The following is an 18,845-nucleotide window of genomic DNA, read 5'->3' as shown; positions in this document are numbered from 1 at the left end:
CTTGTCGGCTTTCTTTGATTCGCAAATGGGCTGAAGAAAACTTCTTTTCATTTAGTATAGAGCAGTAATGAGATTTCGCGTTAACGCGAAAGAGAAATCATATACACAATCGAGGCTGGATTTGCATGGTTTCTTAACTGTCCGCAGAAGATTTCTCCTCATTTCACGAGGAGGAATGTTATATTTTATTTATTAGTGTAGAAATCAATCGCTTCTATAATTACATCACAAGCTTTCCTGATCTCGTCGTGGGTAATGATCAAAGGAGGCGCCAAACGCATGGAGTTGCTGCAATGTAAAAACCAGTCGGTTATTACACCGTTTTCGATACAACGGTCAATTATGTTTTTATTGAGCTCGAAGTTTTCCAGTTCGATAGCCATCATGAGGCCTTTGCCGCGTACCTGTTGTATAGCCGGGTGTACAAGCAAATCCCGAAACAAAGCTTCCTTTTCGGCTACGCCGGATACCAGGTTGTTATCCAGCAGAAACTCCAGTGCCGCTAAACCTGCCGCGCAGCATACAGGGTGCCCGCCAAAGGTAGTGATATGACCAAGGATCGGGTTTTCCTTTAACGCGTCCATGATCTGGTTTGATGAAATGAACGCCCCTATCGGCATCCCGCCGCCTAAAGCTTTTGCCAGTAACAGGATATCTGGTACGATATCAAAATGCTCAAACGCGAAAAGCTTTCCTGTCCGTCCAAACGCCGCCTGGATCTCATCCAGGATCAACAGCGTACCGGTTTCGGCACAACGGGCGCGTAAAGCCTGCATATATGCAAGATCCGGCACACGGACGCCGGCCTCACCCTGGATGGTTTCGATAATCACGCAGGCGGTTTCTTGAGTTATCAGCATAAGATCTTCCGGGTTATTAAAACGGATGAAATTTACGCCCGGTAATAAAGGACGATAAGCCTGTTTAAACTCCTCATTGCCCATAACACTCAATGCGCCATGTGTGCTGCCATGATATGAGTTAAGACAAGCCACAACCTGCTGCCTGCCTGTAAAACGCTTGGCAAGCTTTAATGCCCCCTCAACGGCCTCGGCACCCGAGTTGGTAAAATATACCGACTGGAGGGGCGCCGGTAATACGGAAACAAGCTTTTCGGCAAAGCGCACCTGCGGGGTCTGTACATACTCGCCGTAAACCATCAGGTGCATGTATTTATCAACCTGCTCCTTTATCGCATTAATAACATAAAGATTGCTGTGCCCAAGACTGCTTACCCCAATGCCCGAGATCAGGTCGATATAAGGCTTGCCCTCCGCATTGTACATATAAATACCTTCGGCACGCTCAAATTCAAGCAATAAAGGAAAATTAGTGGTTTGCGCGTTATTGACTAAAAAAAGCTGGCGAAGAGTTGGCATGTTGTTAAGTTGTATTCAAAACTGTTAAAATCCAAACCGTCATTGCGAGGTACGAAGCAATCGCGAACTATACAGAGCGGCTCTGCTTATAGGGGATTGCTTCGTACCTCGCAATGACGAGTAGTAGAACCCAGACTTACGAAGTTTTAAAAACTTCGTAAGTCTTAGGTCCGCAATGATGACCTACTTAGATTTACCGACAAAGATAAACTAAAACAGATGGACGAAAATCCATCTGTAAACGTATTTTTAAAATGATCTTGATTTATTAGGAAGAAAAGAAACCTAATCTCTAAACTCCAACCTCTAATCACTACCCCTAATTCCCTGCTCTCTCGCTGCGTTCGCTGAGTTGTTTGATGAGCTCATCGTTAAATTCCTGTTCGCTTTTGTACAGGACACTCACCTTTTCGGGCGGAAGGATCTTGGCAAAGGAATCGCGGTAGCGTTTACGGATCCCAACCAGCTGGCTTTCGTAATAGATTTCCTTATCTATTTGCTCGGTGCCGTTGGTTGATGAAGTGGAGTTATTTAAACGCTTCAGAATGCGTACAGCAGTAAGCTCCTGCTGGTACTGATTATAAAGCGGCCAAAATTTATTAGCCTCTTCATCAGTAAGATCAAGCTGGCGGCTGATATACCTGTTACGGGCAGCCTCAAGTCTTTTACCCATAGCGCCCTTTTTGTTGCCATTAGGGCGTACCGGATTAAGTTGGGGCCTTGAAGGTGTTTGAGCCGGAACAAAGCGGTTAACCTGTCCCACAGCTTCATAGCCTATTGCCATAACAAATAACACAATACAAATATGCCTGATCAATTTACTCATTAAATTTTTTCCTCTGTTTAATTATCTATATAATCCGACAGATCTTCGTCTGCATTACTTGTGTTGCTTTTTTGGTTTGCATCTATCAGTGTACGGGTATCGCTTGCGTCCATGTGTAACTGAAGATAGCTTTTTATTTCATCAACCGGCACCGATGATACCTGCTCATGCAAGTAAGAATGGTTATGATCCGGCGCCTGGATATCCCCCCTGAAAATAACACCCACACCTAATATTAAAGCAAAGCAGGCCGCTGTAGCATACCTGATGGTTGGCGACAACCAAAGCCTCCTCACTATTCCTTTTTTCTGTACAGGTTTTGCTTTGTTAATGCTTATAACATTATCAATTTCCTGCTCCTCTTCAACGTCTGCATTAACTGTTTTATCCAGGATACGCTGGTTAAGTTGATCAAAGTAATCTATCGGTACAACAAAACCTTCGTGCCCGGCATTTATTGCTTCCTCAACTGCTATGCGGCTTTGAATATTGGCACTTAGCTCCTCAAAATAATTTTCAGGAACAGTAAACCCTTCTTCATTGCCCATGGCTTCTTCAACCGCTATACGGCTTTGGATGTTGCTGCTCAGTTCATCAAAGTAATTTTCAGGTACAGTAAAGCCTTCATCAGCCAGGTTCATGGCCTCCTCCACCGCTATACGGCCTTGGATATTGCTGCTTAACTCGTCAAAATAGTTTTCGGGCACCGTGAAGCCCTCTCCCGCATTCATGGCTTCATCAACCACAATCCGGCTTTGAATATTGCTGCTCAGCTCATCAAAATAATTTTCGGGAACGGTAAACCCCGAATCACCGGCGCTTAAAGCACGCTCAATATTTATACGGCTCCGGATGTTGCTGCTTAGCTCGTCAAAGTAGTTTTCGGGTATGGTATACCCTGCAGATGGATAATTTTTTAATCCCTCAAGCCTTATACGTGTTGTAATGTGCTGCGCTAACTCATGGAAATAGCCTTCAGGCACTGTGAACGGGTTAGTTTTGCTAACCTGTTTCAGCGCGATGAAATCATCCAGCCATTCCCTATTGTCCATATCGCTTTTCATACACAACTATAGATTGGTATAGTGCTAAAAGGTTTAACGTAAATTAAAAAATTAATCCCTGCCAAGCAAATGAGCTTCTATCTTCTTGACCGCCAGGTGAAACGAAGCCTTTAAAGCCCCCACGCTGGTACCCAAAACCTGCGACATTTCTTCATACTTCATGTCTTCATAATATTTCATATTGAAAACAAGCCGTTGTTTTTCGGGCAGGGTAAGCAGTGCTTCCTGTAGCTTACGCTGCGCAGCATCGCCGTTAAAGTAGGTTGAGTCGGCCAGCGTATCGGCCAGCTCATAAGCAACATCATCCAACGAAACATTATTTTTTTGTTTTTTCTTATTCAAAAAAGTAATGCATTCGTTGGATGCTATCCTGTACATCCAGGTGTACAGTTGCGCGTCGTTTCTGAAACCGGCCAGGTTTTTCCAAACCTTTACAAAAACATCCTGAACCAGATCATCAGCATCGTCATGATCAACAACCATGCGCCTGATGTGCCAGTATATTTTTTGCTGGTATTTTTTTAACAACAGGTTAAATGCTTCATTCCGGGTCTTTTCGTCCTGAAACTTGCTTAATATCTCTGAATCTTCAACCTGTACCGACATTTTTAGAATTTTATTAATGTTAAAGGTTTAATTAACCTTTTTTGTTTTTTCTTTCTATCACCTTTTTCACCGCTGCCACAATATGATCTGCATCCAGACCGTATTTGGTCATCAGCTGTTCAGGTGTACCGCTTTCACCAAAGCTGTCATTTACAGCTACGTACTCCTGTGGTGATGGATTGTGCACTGCAAGCACCTGTGCAACGCTATCGCCTAAGCCACCCAAACGGTTGTGTTCTTCGGCAGTAACTACGCAGCCTGTTTTAGCAACCGATTTCAAAATAGCCTCTTCATCCAACGGTTTAATGGTGTGGATGTTGATGATCTCGGCATCAATGCCCTGCTCAGCCAAAATTTCGCCGGCAAGGATAGCCTGCCATACCAGGTGACCTGTAGCAAAGATACTTACATCAGCGCCTTCGTTCACCATCCATGCTTTACCAATTTCAAATTTTTGATCGGGATCGGTAAAGATCGGAACAACCGGGCGGCCGAAACGTAAGTAAACCGGGCCATCATACTCAGCAATAGCAACAGTAGCGGCTTTAGTTTGGTTATAATCGCAGGTGTTGATAACAGTCATACCTGGTAACATTTTCATCAGGCCTATATCTTCCAAAATCTGGTGAGTGGCACCGTCTTCGCCCAAAGTTAAACCGGCATGTGAAGCGCAAATTTTAACGTTTTTGTTTGAGTAAGCTACTGATTGACGGATCTGGTCATAAACCCTGCCGGTTGAAAAGTTGGCGAAAGTACCGGTGAAAGGAATTTTACCGCCGATGGTCATACCGGCAGCAATACCGATCATGTTAGCTTCAGCAATACCTACCTGTACAAAACGTTCAGGGAATGCTTTAATAAAATCGTTCATTTTTAACGAACCAATAAGGTCGGCGCAAAGTGCAACAACCTGATCATTTTTCTGGCCTGCTTCCAGCAACCCGGCGCCAAAGCCCGAGCGGGTATCTTTTTTATCTGTGTAAGTGTATTTTTTCATTGTTCAAATTCCCCCTGCAATCGAGAGGGATTGGCATTAAATCGTAATAATTAAACTGATGTTTCTAAACTTCCCCTTCAGGGGGCCAGGGACTAATAATCGCCCAGTGTTTCCTCTAACTGATCTAAAGCCAGTTTAAGCTGCTCATCATTTGGCGCAACACCGTGCCATTTGTGGCTGCCCACCATAAAGTCAACACCGTAACCCATTTCGGTATGCATCAGGATCATGATCGGTTTGCCCTGACCTGTACGGCTTTTTGCTTCTTCAAGCACTCTAACCACATCGGCCATGTCGTTACCTTTCATATCCAATACATCCCAGCCAAAAGCTTCCCATTTAGCGCGAAGATCGCCTAATGAAAGTACCTGTTTGGTTGGACCATCAATTTGCTGACCGTTAACATCGATAGTTGAGATCAGGTTATCAACATGATTGTGCGGGGCAAACATCGCAGCTTCCCAAATCTGGCCTTCCTGGATCTCGCCATCGCCATGTAGGGTAAACACCAATGATTTATCACCGTTTAATTTTTTTGCCAATGCAGCGCCGATAGCTACCGATAAACCCTGTCCCAATGAACCCGAAGCAATACGGATACCCGGAAGGTGCTCATGTGTGGTTGGGTGACCTTGTAAACGCGCGTTCAGTTTACGGAAAGTTGCCAGTTCGGCTTTATCAAAATAACCGGCATGCGCCAATGTGCTGTAAAACACGGGGGAAATATGGCCGTTTGACAAGAAGAAAATATCTTCGCCAACTGCATCCATATTAAATTTAGGATCGTGGTTCATTACCGAAAAATACAATGCGGTAAAGAAATCGGTACAGCCCAATGAGCCGCCCGGGTGGCCTGATTGACAGCCATGTACCATGCGTACAATGTCGCGCCTGATTTGTGACGCGGTTTTTTCTAATGTTTGTAAGTCTGCTTTCATTAATGGAATTTAGGAACTGCTAAAGTAGCTATTTTGATTGTGTTTTTAACACTTATTTTATAAGATCGAGCACCTGTTGTGACGAGGCCTTAGTATCAACCTTACTGATCACATGCGTAATAACCCCTTCTGCATCAATTATAAATGTGGTACGGGCTGTACCCATATATTTTTTGCCGTACATGTTTTTTTCAACCCATACGCCGTAAGCTTCTACAATTTTAAGCTCATTATCCGCTATCAGGGTAAATGGCAGGCTATATTTGGTTTCAAATTTTTTGTGCGATTTTTCGTCGTCGGTACTTACCCCTATCACCTCAAAACCTTTGCTTAAAAGTGATTGATAGTTATCCCTGAAATCGCATGATTCGGCAGTACAGCCGGGGGTATCATCTTTAGGATAAAAGTAAAGGATCACATTTTTGCCTTTATAATCGGCAAGGGATACTTCTTTGCCGTTTTGGTCTTTAGCGGTAAAAGCAGGAGCTTTATCGCCTTCTTTTAATGTTGTCATGGCTTATTTAGGTACTTATCTGGAAAAATCGGCGGAAAATTCCGAAAAATTATTCTTGTTATCAACTAAAGTCAACTTAAACACGTGTTTACCGGGCGCAATATCGTTATTAAAGGTATAACTTAATATTTTAGTTTTATAATCATGCTCCATTAGCACCCATTTACCATCAATTGTGCCTGTATAACTCTTAATTCCTGATAAATTATCGCTCATTCTGAAATTAATACTGCGGGCAGCCTTCATGTTGCTGCCATTTTTGATGTTTAAAGGATGAATTACCGGGGCCACCGTATCTACCTTGACATAATAGTCGCCGAAGGCACTCACCTGCGATATCACATAGCCATCTTTAAAGTAACCGCCCTGGCAGCCGCCCCAAGAACTTACAATAACCGCCTTATCAGTGTAATTACCCAGGTCAACATCGGGCTTAATCCAGATCTCATAGCTATCATGAATGGGTGTAAGCCGGTTATGGATATGGTGCATGGCCGAATAAGCCCCCACGGGTTTGGCTGATGCTGAATATTGGAAATCAAGGTCATCATAAAGGTTACCAGGCATAATGACCACTTTCACTTTGTCGTTGCTAAACTCGCTCCGCTTGTCATAGTAAAACATAGTACCGGTAGGTTTTACAGGCTGTGGGTTTGTAAACGGAGATGATTTAACCTTCAGGTTAAGCGTTGCTATATTGCCAGCCACATCCTTTACAACATACTCCACATCATGCGTCGCGTTATCATCAAATGTAATGATGCCGTTATTTACCGATTGCGGATACAATGAAATCCGGCTGCCGGGCAAAATGAAACATTTTTGCATCCACCTGCGGGATGATACAAATGCAGGGTAATCTATATAGGCATTAATAGCATGGGTTTGATCGAACGCGAAACGTTCAACAGCAAAGGTATATACGGTTTTGCCATCCAGTTTTAGCTCTATTGAATAAACACCGTTATGATTAAGCGACGTGCTGTTCATATCGCTGGTATTAATCCCGAATCCGATGTTACCGCTTAGTTCCAGCGTTTGTGGTTTAAGGAGATGATAATTACCTGCTGAGCCCGTAACGCCTAAAAACTCCCTGGGTGTTTTTTCGCTGAAAGGGTTTCCGTTAAGATGATAAATGCCGATGGAGGTAATTGTAGGCGGCACTTTATCCGGAATAGTTAAACCAAACAGCTGCGCATTGATAGTTTCCTCTGTTTTGCTGTCCCTGATCTCAAAGTGCACATGCGGCCCCGCCGATGCACCGGCGTTCCCTGAAATGGCTACCACCTCATCCTTTTTTACCGGCACTTGTGTTGGTGTAAGTTTAAAATCGGCTTCGTAGGTTTGGTGTTCATATTGATATTTCTTTACCAGCTCAATAACCGCCGGACTAAAACTTTGCAGGTGACCATAAACCGTAGTATACCCATTGGGATGGGTGATGTAAATAGCCCTCCCAAACCCACCAAACTGTACACGTACCCTTGATATGTAACCTTCGGCAGCAGCATGTACAGGGTAGCCGGTACGCTGGTTGGTTTTAAAATCGAGCCCCGAGTGGAAATGCGCGGGCCTCAATTCACCAAATGAACCGGCTGTAGTGGGCGGCGTAAGATCAAGCGGATACCTGAAATAGTTTTGCGGGTATTGCCTGCTTTGTATAATATTGTTCTGTGCAAATGTGTTTGAATAAAGCGCCAGACACATAGCACCTGTAACCAATAGTTTTTTAATCATGCTTATTTAACGTAAAAATCCAGCATTTTCTCATTTTCAAGGTATCCCTCAAGCCTGTCGCCGATTTTTACTTTTGATACACCCGGAGGGGTGCCGGTAAATATTAGGTCGCCCTTTTTTAGGGTGATGTATTTTGAAACAAAGGCGATGATGCTCTCAAACGAGAAAAGCAGATCGCGGGTGTTGCCCTGCTGGCGGGTTTCGCCGTTAATATCCAGCTTAAAGTTGATATCATAAACAGATTCAAACTTGGTCTTAGGCACAAAAGTGCTGATGGGCGCCGAGCCATCAAAGGCTTTAGCCAGTTCCCAGGGAAGGCCTTTTTCTTTATGACGTGCCTGAACATCACGGGCGGTAAAGTCAATACCTAAGCCAATTTCTTCGTAGTAATTAGCGGCAAATTTTTCGCTGATGTGCTTGCCCTCTTTGCTGATCTTCAAAACCAATTCAATTTCATGGTGAACATCTTCCGAAAAATCGGGATGGTAAAAAGGCTTGTTCTCTTTTAATAAGGCCGTATCGGGTTTCATGAAGATAACCGGCGTTGTGGGTACCGGGTTATTGAGTTCTTTGGCGTGTTCGGCGTAGTTGCGGCCAATGGCAATAATTTTCATAAATGAACGCTATAATCGCCAAAGCTAAAAAAATTGATGGGTTTGGGAGGAAGGTTTATAATGTTGTATTAATAATTTGACGTTCCCCTCAAGTAAAACTTACGCAGGCAAGTTGCGTACCTCTGGCACGCCCAAATGGGGTTCATTCAATTGCTACAAACCTTTTGCCCCGCTGGGGCAGTCAAAAATGAAAAAATTAATTTTAATCGAATTTAATTAATAACCGAAATCCTTTTGATAACAGATTCGGTGCCGGCAACAACGCGGACAAAGTAAAAACCACGGACCAGCTTATTGCTGATCGGGTAATTCAGATTATGATCGCCGGATTCAACCCTTTGCGAAAACAGGGTAGAAATATCATTGCCCAGCACATCCATTATTTTAATGGTTACGTTGGTATTGCGCGAAATGGAATATTTAAGATTGATCTGGTCGGTTACCGGGTTAGGGTACAATTGCACATCAGTTAGTAGTTTATCATCGGGCCGGGATACATTCAATTTTACACTTGAAGTAACAGCGGGTTTTAATGGAGGAAGCGAAAGGTGCAAGCCATTCTTTAAATAAGAGGTTTTGGCAGCTTTAGTTTTACCCCTAAGATACACGGTATCAGACTTTAGCGAATGACCATCGGCAACAAAGGCGAAGTTCACGAAAATTGCCATCGCAATTATCACGACCCATGTATAGGTATAAACATAAGAATATGTAAAATTTCGCCTCATTATTTAGTATGATTCTACAAAAGTATAAATAATGCCCTCATCCCATTAAATATTAGTGTTTTTGTAAAACTTTTTAACAAATTTTAACAAAATGCACAGCCTTATTGTATAATAGACACATAATTTCCTTATACGTTTAATCATTCTAATGGTTTAACCAAAAAAATTAATATTTTTGCCATCTCTAAATCATAAAAGTGTCAAATCATAAAGATCTGCATAAACTGTCGGCCGCGGGCTTTCTAATCAGTTTAGGAATAATTTACGGTGATATTGGTACCTCCCCATTATACGTATTCAAGGCTATAGTTGGCCAGCGTCAAATTTCAGAAACATTAATTCTTGGAGGTGTTTCGCTCATTTTTTGGACATTAACCCTGCAAACCACTTTAAAGTATGTGGTGATAACCCTAAGGGCCGATAACAAGGGTGAGGGCGGCATTTTCTCGCTGTTTTCATTAGTACGGCGTAAAGCAAAATGGCTTATTATACCGGCGGTTGTAGGGGGCTGCGCCCTTTTGGCCGATGGCATTATTACCCCGCCAATTACCATATCATCGGCCATTGAAGGTTTGCAAACCTATTACCCTAATTTGCCTACTGTATATGTGGTAATGGCCATTATTACCGCTTTATTTATCATACAGCAATTCGGCACATCACTGGTAGGTAAGGCATTCGGGCCTATCATGTTCGTCTGGTTTACGATGATGGGCTTTTTAGGTGTTACCTATATCGTACATGATCCATGGGTTATCCGCTCGTTAAACCCGTACTATGCCATTAAATTGCTTACCTCAAGCTCAAGCGATGGCGCCTTCATTATATTAGGTGCCGTGTTTCTGTGTACCACGGGTGCCGAAGCATTGTACTCCGATCTTGGTCATTGCGGTAAAGCCAATATCCGCGTAAGCTGGGTTTATGTTAAGATTTGCCTTATCCTAAACTATTTAGGCCAGGCAGTTTGGCTGCTACAACGTAACGGGCACGTTATGGACCTTAACGCTCAAAACCCTTTTTATCAAATCATGCCAACATGGTTCCTGATATATGGTATCGGCATAGCTACAGTAGCGGCCATCATTGCCAGCCAGGCGCTGATATCAGGTTCGTTTACGCTCATTGCCGAAGCGGTAAGGCTTAATCTTTGGCCAAAAGTTAGGATCAACTACCCATCAGAGCAAAAAGGACAGTTATATGTGCCCAGCGTTAACTGGCTGCTTTGGGCCGGTTGTTTAGGTGTGGTGCTGATATTCAAACACTCGGATAAAATGGAGGCTGCTTACGGTTTAAGTATCACCGTAGCCATGCTTATGACTACCATACTGGTATCCAAATTCCTGAAACGCAAAAAAGTACCCAATTATATCATCAATACGTTTTTGGCGGTTTACCTGCTTATTGAAGGAACCTTCCTTACCGGTAACCTGCATAAGTTCTTAGATGGCGGTTGGTTTACACTGTCGATAGGTTTTGTGCTGTTTACTGTAATGTGGACCTGGCATACCGCCCGCAAGATTAGGAACCGCTATGTGAAGTTTGTTGAGATAGAAGACTATTTTGACATTATAAAGGAGTTAAGCTCCGACGAAAGTGTGCCTAAATATGCTTCGCAGTTGGTTTATTTAACCAGTGCCAACTTCAATTCAGAAATTGAATCAAAAATTGTTTATTCCATACTTCAAAAGCAGCCTAAACGTGCCGATGTTTATTGGCTGGTACACGTTGACGTAGTGGACGAACCTTACAAACGCGAATACGAAGTTGACCATTTAGTGCCAAACAAACTCATCCGGATTGACTTTAAGCTCGGTTTCCGCGTTGAGCAGCAAATAAACCTGCTATTCAGGAAAGTAGTAGAAGACCTAGTTAAAAAAGGCGAGGTTGATATTACCAGCACCTACAAGTCCCTGAACAGGCATAAAATTGTCGGCGATTTCCGTTTTGTGGTGATCGAAAAGATCTTCTCACGCTCACACAACCTGTCATTCATCGAAAGATTTATAATGGATTACTACAAGCAGCTTAAAAAAGTGAGCTTATCCGAAGAGCGCGGTTTCGGCCTCGACCTGAGTTTTGTAACAGTAGAGAAAGTACCGCTGGTACTTGCTATACCTGAGGCGATAGAGATCCACCGGGTTAATTAACAGAAGCCTTTTAAATATTGAAAGCCTTCCGGAAAACGGAGGGCTTTTTGGGCTCGAACTCTGGCTGTTAAGTCCTAGTCCCATTGCCTTGTATTTAGTCTTTTACCCTTTCCCTATTTTGATTCTTCATTGGCTTTCATTATATTTTGATACAAAGCAACCGGATCTGCTAATGGAATGATATAAGAAGAGTACTCAGTCCCTGCAATGTTTTTCGCCAAAACTGCACGTGTATGAGAAAGAGCTATACCGAACATTGATTCCATTGTACTCCCAGGAAAAACGTACGAATCATTTTTAAAATATTGCGCCATATCTTTTATAAAGAACCTGGTCTTTACATGTGTTGTGAGAAATTCATTTTCTTCTCCATTTGTAATACTGGCGAAACGTACACTCACTGTTATAGCCATAGTATTTTCTTCTCCTTTAAACGAATAGCTTAAACCATAACCTATATGAACGTTTGCGGGCATAACAGGCTCTATTGGAATTGAAAAACCTAAATCCTGTATTTCACGCACACCAAATTCGAACACCTTGGTGTCTTGATCAGACTGCAATTTCTTCTTTGTTGGCATCTATATAGTTGATTTTTATATTGGGTTTGATTTCTGTATTATCTCTTGCGATAGTACCATTGTAAAATGGCATCGGTAAGGATTCATAGCTTTTAGACATCAGGATTTTTGACTTCTCATCTCTTGAGATAATTTCATCGATATCTTGATAAGATACAACAGGCACTTTTCCGATTTTGACTGATAAATCAATCAGCTTTTTAATCGAATGATTGAAATGGCCATTTAATATTTGAGAAATGTAACCTTTTGAATACCCCAATACTTTTGCCAATTCTGTTTGATTAAGTTCTTCGGCTTCCATATACAGAGCAACCTGTTCATATAAATCGTTTTGAATTGCTTCAAACCAATATTCCGGCCTTTTTAAGACTTCTGCTCTTGTTTCCATAATTATTTAATTGAGTTTAGGTAATCTAATTTTATAGTTCTGAATCTCGCCATATCAATTGACTGGCTCCCTTTTTTACCAGCATAGACAATAATATTTCCTACTGCATCTTTTAGTGCATATATACGTACGCTACCTTTCTTAAACTCATATTCCTTATTTTTTGACTTTTTTGGCGTGATATCTCGAAATTTTGTCTTTGGCAACATATGAAGATTTGCCTGGGAGTTCATAATACTGTAAATAGAAGCTAATTCACTCGTTAGATTACCGTCCCTTTGAATGTCCTGGCAAAATTCATCAAATTGACACCGACCATCGATTTCAAGTTTAAAATATTTAATCTTTCCATTAACTTGCTCTACTTCTTTTAACGAATATTTTGCCATAAGGTTTAGCTATAACTAAACTTCGCACAAATATATACATGAAAACGGATTTTTATATATCTGCAAAAAGTAATTTTCCAATTATAATCACTTTACTTCATCTTTCACTTCAATAAATCATTTTTTTACAACATCACTTAGCATCGAAATAAGCACTCAATAAGGAAGTCTTACTGCCAACTCAATTAATAACAAGCATGTAAAAAATTGCACGTCGAAACACTCTGTAAATGAAATGTTAATTATTTGCTAAAACATTTCAAACTAATCGAATCTATATCAAATTTAAATTAATCTTCCTTATTTCTATGTGCTTTCAGCTCTCGGCAGTTAAATAGTCACATACTTTTCTCCCAAGCCATCCGCATATACTTCCGCACCTCATCATTAACATCTTCCTTAAAATACATCCTGAAGTAGTGATTATACTGATCGGTGCCGGGCACTTGTTTTATTTTACTGAAGCACAGGTTATCGTCATAAACCTGTTTAAAGGGAAATACCACATCAATAAAGTTTTTACCTAATTGGGTAACATAAGCAAAATTTATCCTTGCTCCCAATGCTATCATGCTTTTGGTAGGATAAACTTTAATTTCGGCAATTTGCAGGTACTCATCAATCAAATGATCAAACAGCGCTATGGTATGGGGCGTTTTGCTGCTTAGCGCTTCCGATAGCTCCCTGTCGCGGCATGAATGCACCTGGTTGGTGGCGGTAAATTCACGTTCGCATAAAGGGCAGGTCCACATGATATTTATGCTGTTTTAGCTTCCTTGCCCAGCACACTGTTTTTATAGCTGTAGGTGGCATAAATTACCAGACCTATCACCAGCCATATCAAAAACCTGAGCCAGTTGGTATAGCCAAGCTCGGTCATCAGATAAAAACAGCTCATCAGCCCCAAAACAGGAATGAGCGAGAAGTTTTTAATAAAGCTGTAAACCGCTATAATAATGATCAGGATAAAGAAAAGATAGTTAGGGAAATTATACAGGAAGCCGTCAAAACCTAAATAATACTTCTTAGCATCGCTGATATCGTTCGTTTGCCTTAGCGCGGTATTGAATTTATCCTCTTCTATATCCTTAAAATATTTTTTAGCCGAGTCGGGCTGGGCAGTTACATTAGCGTTATAAAGCTGATTGGTAGTTTTAAGCAGGCTCAGCTTGTCATTGTTATCCATATTATCAATGATGTCGCTACGGTCTTTTAGTTTCTTAAACTGCATCATCTCAACTTGCGCGGCCGGTTTAAACCAGGCGACCGAACCCAAAATCACCAGTGTGATAATTGGTATAATAAATTTACCATTCACGTATGGTAAATGGAATTTGCCTTTAACAGCCTCTTCACGCGGCAGCAACAGCACACCGCCGCAAACCAGTACAAATGCAAACAGGGTACCAATACTGGTCAAATCAGTTACTTCGGTAAGGTTCATGAACAGGGCCGGTATAGCCACCACAAAACCGGTTACTACCGTGGCAAAGGCAGGTGTTTGATATTTTGGATGGATACGTGAAAATGCTTTGGGCAATAAGCCATCGCGGCTCATGCTCATCCAGATCCTGGGCTGGCCTAACTGGAATATCAGCAATACACTCGCTGTAGCAACAACCGCACTAATGGAGATCACATAGCTAATCTTATTTAAGCCCACCTTTGCAAAAACAAAGGCCAGTGGGTCACCAACCTGCAGGTCTTTATAACTTACCATGCCGGTAAGCACCAATGCTATCAGGATATACAATACTGTACAAATCACCAGCGAATAGATCATGCCGCGGGGCAGATCGCGCTGGGGCCTTTCACATTCTTCGGCTGTGGTTGAGATGGCGTCAAAGCCGATATAAGCAAAAAACACCCCCGATACGCCTTTCATAACGCCACTGAAACCGTTAGGCATAAATGGGTGCCAGTTGGCAGGTGTTACATAAAAAAAGCCGACTACTATAACTGCTATAACAATCACTATCTTCAAAACCACCATAGCATTGGTGGCCTTTTTTGTTTCGCGGATGCCCACATAAACCAGGTAAGTGATGATGATAACAATTAAAAGGGCGGGTAAATTGGCAATGAGCTTAAAACCACCTATGCCCGGCGCCTGATCCCAGGCCAGTGCTTCTGCTTTTACTTTATCACCGATATCAGCCAGGTTTGCACCTGCTGCCTGAACCTGCTCATGCCCGCGCAGGGCCGAAACATAGTCCATAGTCAGAAACTTGGGCATATGTATATGAAAGCCTTCCAGCAGGTTTACAAAGTATTCGCTCCAGGAAATGGCTACCGCGATGTTGCCAATGGCGTATTCCATTAACAGGTCCCAGCCAATGATCCATGCTATCAATTCACCAAAAGAGGCATAAGCGTAGGTATACGCACTGCCCGCAACCGGGATACGCGAGGCAAACTCGGCATAACAAAGAGCCGAAAAGCCGCAGGTAACAGCGGTTAAAATAAACAGGATGGAAACCGCGGGGCCGCCGTGGAAAGAGGCTTCGCCAATTGTGGAAAATATACCTGCCCCCACAACGGCGGCTATCCCCATGAGGGTGAGGTCTTTTACGTTAAGTTCTTTTTTGAGTTGGGATGACGTTGTACCGGGATGCTCACTATCACTAAAACCACATTCAACATCATTTAAAATTTTTGCTACCGACTTTTTACGAAAGATACTTTTCGACATGTAGTTTAATTAATAAGTGCTAACCAATCTCAAAATTAATCATTTTTTTGCATTGAATAAGTATATGCTTACTTTGCAACATGAAGATAGGAATAAAAGACGTGTTGCACAGGATCCGCCCTTTTTTTATCCTTTACCTTATCGTCTTAGCAACCTGCCTGACTATCAAACTGCTATTTACCCGTGAAGCTATTTTTTTTACCGTAAATGGTTGGCACCACCCCTGGCTTGATACCATTGAGCCTTATGTTACAGATATCGGCGACGGCACCACAGCCGTGATAGTATCACTTGCTATGCTTTTATTCAGCTACCGCAGCTGGCTGTTAATGGCCTCTAGCTATGCGATAACATCCATCGCCGCACAAATCCTTAAATACATTTATATCGCTCCCCGGCCAAAGCTATACTTTGCAAGCCAGTGGAGCAGGGTACATACCGTAGAAGGTGTTTATATACTGGAGAAATACAGTTTTCCGTCCGGACATACGGTGAGTGCTTTTTCTGCCGCACTGGTCATAACATACCTCTGTAAAAACAAAGGCTGGGGAATCCCAGCCTTGTTTGTTGCCATAATGGTTGGCTATTCAAGAATTTATTTAACCGAGCACTTTTATGAAGACGTGCTTGCCGGCTCGGCTATTGGTGTGTTTGTTACTATATTTTGGTTAACATGGCTTGATGGTAAGCAGTTCATCAATTCGGCCAAATGGAACAGGGGCCTGCTCGATAACGTATTCAAAAAAGCCCCTGTCGCCAATTAAACTCCAGCTTCCAGTTGACTGTTTTTACGTTTGATCACGGTTAACACGATAATCAGTATTATAACTGCGCCGCCGCCATAAATACCTATTTTGGCCGGGGCAGACATGCCTTTTGCGTCAGACAAATACTGATCGCGGCGGTCTAAAGTAGGTGCTATTTTGATAGAACCCGAAAATTGTTTCAGTTCGGCCTTTGCCAGATCAAGTCTTTGCTCCGGATAGTTATATTCAAAAGTATAGGTTACGTCCTGGGTATATAACAGAATAAAATTTCTTAACTCCGGAGATTCGCCGGTTGAGCCGCTGTTATCAATCCGAAGGGTGAATACCTTTCCTTCCAGTTTACCGATAGTGGTATCACGCGGATACATTACACTGCCATTAACAGATTGTTTTTGAATACCATTGATGTAGGTTTTAAATACATCCTTCAAATCGCTCTCTTTATTTAAAGGTTTTGTATTAGCGTTTGGCACGCGTAAAACAAGAATATTACCTAATGATGCACTACCCTGGTATATCTGCTGGCCTAATGTATCCTTTTTAGTAAAGCCTGCGGGTAGCGAAACCGTGACAAGGCTATCTATCTTTACAGGTTTAAGTGCCTGGCTAAAACCTGTAAGCGAAAACAGTATTATGCTTAAGCTTAAAATTATCTTTTTCATATTTATTTAACTTGAAAAAGAAGAATAAGTTTTAACTAATAATACATTATGAGATTTACATTAAAGTTAAATAACTTATAATCAACAATATAAATACAAGCTGAAAGCTCAAGGCTGAAAGCTTTTCAAACACAACGCTTTTCGCTTTCAGCTTTCAGCATTAAGCTCTTTTCAGGCTTTAAGCTTATTCAAAAGTGCATCTAAACATACTTCGGCAAAGGCAGTTGATGAGTCTGAAACACCGTACGGAATAATGAGTTTATTGTTGTGTACAATTACCCCGCATGAATAAAGCACGTTAGGTACATAGCCTTCCCGCTCATCACTGTTGGGGATCAGCAAAGGCTCGTGCAGGCGGCCAATCTCAACCGTTGGGTCATCCAGTTTAAGCAGGCTTGCACCCAGCACATAACGGCGCATGGGGCCAACGCCATGTGTTATCATGATCCATCCATCGGGTGTTTCAATGGGCGAGCCGCAATTACCTATCTGCACAAACTCCCAGCTAAATTTAGGCTGTTGCAGCATCACCGGCTTTTCCCAGATATTGATCTTATCCGAATACATGATATAGTTATTGCAGCCGTCTATCCGCGATATCATCACATACTTGCCGTTCACCTTGCGCGGAAATAAGGCCAGGTTTTTATTCTGTGCGCCCGCACCGTACAAAGGCATGATCTTAAAGTTATAAAAATCAGTTGTTTGCAGCAGCTTAGGCATAATCAGCGAGCCATCATAAGCTGTATAGGTAGCGTAATATAGTTTACTGCCGTCATCGTTGGTAAACTGTACAAAACGGGCATCCTCAATACCCTTACGTTCATATTCAGATATCGGGAAGATCACCCTGTCGGAAATATCGGTATCCAATGAAAAAACAATTTCATAATAGGAATCGGCGAGCCAAAGCACTTTATCATACTCCAGCCGCTTCATATCGTCTTCCTGTAATTTTTGCGAATCCATAATGATCCGGCGCAGGTTGGCGTACTCAAAATGATGATCGAGTTTTGATTCCAGTTCGCTTATAACATCAATATTAATTTGGGTGATGGCTGCTTTTTCAAAAAAAAGCTTTTTATTATAAACGGCATTCCTCACAATTTCGGCTTCATCAATATAACTGCCCGCAGGTTGTATGCTGATGTTGTTGTCCTTATCTATCCAGGCCCGGCGAAAAGTTATGGAAGAGATATGCCCCTCGCCTACCGCCCGGAAGCTGATGATCACCCTGCGCTGGCCGTCTTCAAGCTCGGTTTGGTCGGGATCTTCAACTATCGAGGGATTAAAGAAGGCGGCCGATTCTATTGAATACTCATGCGTAAAATAAGAGCCGATGAGCAGCTTGCGGTAAACGGTAAGCGTATCAAAATCAATATTGAGCTCTAAAAACAAGGGCTTAAGCTTGCTGCAATGCCTGTTGAGCACCCGGGTTATATTACGGTGCCTTTTGGAATATTCCTGCAGCAAGGGAGATACAATGCCAAAAGCATCATCTTCGCTGATCAGCATTACACGCTCAATAACCTCTTTAGCACGGTCGTTACCATTAAAAAAAAATCTTGCTATTACACGTTTCGGATCTGGATTTACCCGGATGGGTTTGCGTTCGATAGAAAGTCTCATACAATGAAGTGGTAGCTTTTAGTTTGTAACACCAATCGGCGCAAATTGATTTGCGCTTTTTTAATTTAAACGCAAGATTTAAAAAATGACACTTTACAGGCCGCTATAAAAGCCTATCTTCATACTTTATTAATTTTCGGTACGGTACTTTGCCTGCCGTGAATAATCTTGATCCTGTAACCCT

At 42.2% G+C, this 18,845-nt stretch carries 19 protein-coding genes; 2 read left to right on the top strand and 17 right to left on the bottom strand.

Going from position 1 to position 18,845, the window contains the following annotated elements; genetic code table 11:
• Positions 1-185 precede the first annotated feature (185 nt).
• From FHW88_RS01380 to FHW88_RS01335, 10 genes are all read right to left on the bottom strand, one after another.
• Positions 186-1,379 carry an aspartate aminotransferase family protein gene (locus tag FHW88_RS01380; protein WP_176622545.1) on the bottom strand — a complete coding sequence of 398 codons (1,194 nt, stop codon included), beginning with the start codon at positions 1,377-1,379 and terminating at the stop codon, positions 186-188.
• A 319-nt stretch (positions 1,380-1,698) separates the two neighbouring features.
• Positions 1,699-2,205: a hypothetical protein gene (locus FHW88_RS01375; RefSeq protein ID WP_091172619.1), complete on the bottom strand. Its 507-nt coding sequence runs from the start codon at positions 2,203-2,205 to the stop codon at positions 1,699-1,701.
• Between the two features lie 17 nt (positions 2,206-2,222).
• Positions 2,223-3,269: a hypothetical protein gene (locus FHW88_RS01370; RefSeq protein WP_176622543.1), complete on the bottom strand. Its 1,047-nt coding sequence runs from the start codon at positions 3,267-3,269 to the stop codon at positions 2,223-2,225.
• A gap of 51 nt (positions 3,270-3,320) precedes the next feature.
• Positions 3,321-3,875: an RNA polymerase sigma factor gene (locus FHW88_RS01365; RefSeq protein ID WP_090531966.1), complete on the bottom strand. Its 555-nt coding sequence runs from the start codon at positions 3,873-3,875 to the stop codon at positions 3,321-3,323.
• A 31-nt stretch (positions 3,876-3,906) separates the two neighbouring features.
• On the bottom strand, positions 3,907-4,872 hold the full coding sequence (locus tag FHW88_RS01360; protein WP_090531969.1) for a transketolase family protein: 966 nt from the start codon (positions 4,870-4,872) through the stop codon (positions 3,907-3,909).
• A 92-nt stretch (positions 4,873-4,964) separates the two neighbouring features.
• On the bottom strand, positions 4,965-5,810 hold the full coding sequence (locus FHW88_RS01355) for a transketolase (RefSeq protein ID WP_090531971.1): 846 nt from the start codon (positions 5,808-5,810) through the stop codon (positions 4,965-4,967).
• Between the two features lie 52 nt (positions 5,811-5,862).
• Entirely contained in the window at positions 5,863-6,324 is a 462-nt protein-coding gene (gene bcp / locus FHW88_RS01350) for a thioredoxin-dependent thiol peroxidase (protein ID WP_090531973.1), read from the bottom strand.
• 15 nt (positions 6,325-6,339) lie between these two features.
• Positions 6,340-8,061 carry a M23 family metallopeptidase gene (locus tag FHW88_RS01345; RefSeq protein WP_176622541.1) on the bottom strand — a complete coding sequence of 574 codons (1,722 nt, stop codon included), beginning with the start codon at positions 8,059-8,061 and terminating at the stop codon, positions 6,340-6,342.
• Between the two features lie 2 nt (positions 8,062-8,063).
• Positions 8,064-8,675: a fumarylacetoacetate hydrolase family protein gene (locus FHW88_RS01340; RefSeq protein WP_176622539.1), complete on the bottom strand. Its 612-nt coding sequence runs from the start codon at positions 8,673-8,675 to the stop codon at positions 8,064-8,066.
• Positions 8,676-8,887: 212 nt separating this feature from the next.
• Positions 8,888-9,403: a T9SS type A sorting domain-containing protein gene (locus FHW88_RS01335; protein ID WP_090531979.1), complete on the bottom strand. Its 516-nt coding sequence runs from the start codon at positions 9,401-9,403 to the stop codon at positions 8,888-8,890.
• A 197-nt stretch (positions 9,404-9,600) separates the two neighbouring features.
• On the opposite strand from FHW88_RS01335, the gene FHW88_RS01330 reads away from it, so the two are divergent.
• Complete coding sequence (locus tag FHW88_RS01330; protein ID WP_090531981.1) at positions 9,601-11,550, top strand: KUP/HAK/KT family potassium transporter; 1,950 nt, start codon at positions 9,601-9,603, stop codon at positions 11,548-11,550.
• A gap of 113 nt (positions 11,551-11,663) precedes the next feature.
• On the opposite strand, the gene FHW88_RS01325 is transcribed toward FHW88_RS01330, so the two are convergent.
• The 5 genes from FHW88_RS01325 to FHW88_RS01305 all read right to left on the bottom strand — a co-directional run bounded on the left by FHW88_RS01325 (position 11,664) and on the right by FHW88_RS01305 (position 15,603).
• Positions 11,664-12,131, bottom strand: coding sequence for a hypothetical protein (locus tag FHW88_RS01325; RefSeq protein WP_176622537.1), 468 nt, complete (start codon positions 12,129-12,131; stop codon positions 11,664-11,666).
• The gene (locus FHW88_RS01320; protein ID WP_176622535.1) at positions 12,103-12,522 is read right to left on the bottom strand and encodes a helix-turn-helix domain-containing protein; all 420 of its coding nucleotides are present in this window, start codon (positions 12,520-12,522) and stop codon (positions 12,103-12,105) included. The genes FHW88_RS01325 and FHW88_RS01320 overlap by 29 nt, the downstream gene beginning before the upstream one ends.
• 2 nt (positions 12,523-12,524) lie before the next feature.
• On the bottom strand, positions 12,525-12,911 hold the full coding sequence (locus tag FHW88_RS01315) for a hypothetical protein (RefSeq protein WP_176622533.1): 387 nt from the start codon (positions 12,909-12,911) through the stop codon (positions 12,525-12,527).
• A 338-nt stretch (positions 12,912-13,249) separates the two neighbouring features.
• Entirely contained in the window at positions 13,250-13,663 is a 414-nt protein-coding gene (locus FHW88_RS01310) for a DUF5655 domain-containing protein (protein ID WP_255485192.1), read from the bottom strand.
• A gap of 5 nt (positions 13,664-13,668) precedes the next feature.
• Positions 13,669-15,603, bottom strand: coding sequence for an amino acid permease (locus FHW88_RS01305; protein ID WP_176622531.1), 1,935 nt, complete (start codon positions 15,601-15,603; stop codon positions 13,669-13,671).
• Positions 15,604-15,683: 80 nt separating this feature from the next.
• Between FHW88_RS01305 and FHW88_RS01300 the strand changes: the two genes are divergently transcribed.
• Positions 15,684-16,367: a phosphatase PAP2 family protein gene (locus FHW88_RS01300; protein WP_176622529.1), complete on the top strand. Its 684-nt coding sequence runs from the start codon at positions 15,684-15,686 to the stop codon at positions 16,365-16,367.
• Here the strand turns inward: FHW88_RS01300 and FHW88_RS01295 are convergent.
• Complete coding sequence (locus FHW88_RS01295) at positions 16,364-17,032, bottom strand: hypothetical protein (RefSeq protein WP_176622527.1); 669 nt, start codon at positions 17,030-17,032, stop codon at positions 16,364-16,366. The genes FHW88_RS01300 and FHW88_RS01295 overlap by 4 nt on opposite strands.
• A 171-nt stretch (positions 17,033-17,203) precedes the next feature.
• A complete protein-coding gene (locus FHW88_RS01290) occupies positions 17,204-18,661 on the bottom strand; it encodes a glycoside hydrolase family 130 protein (protein ID WP_176622525.1) in 1,458 nt (485 codons plus the stop codon).
• Positions 18,662-18,845: the final 184 nt, after the last annotated feature.

The organism is Mucilaginibacter sp. SG538B, from assembly GCF_013376065.1.
Classification (GTDB): Bacteria; Bacteroidota; Bacteroidia; order Sphingobacteriales; family Sphingobacteriaceae; genus Mucilaginibacter; species Mucilaginibacter rubeus.
This window is presented reverse-complemented; position numbering and strand designations above follow the sequence as displayed.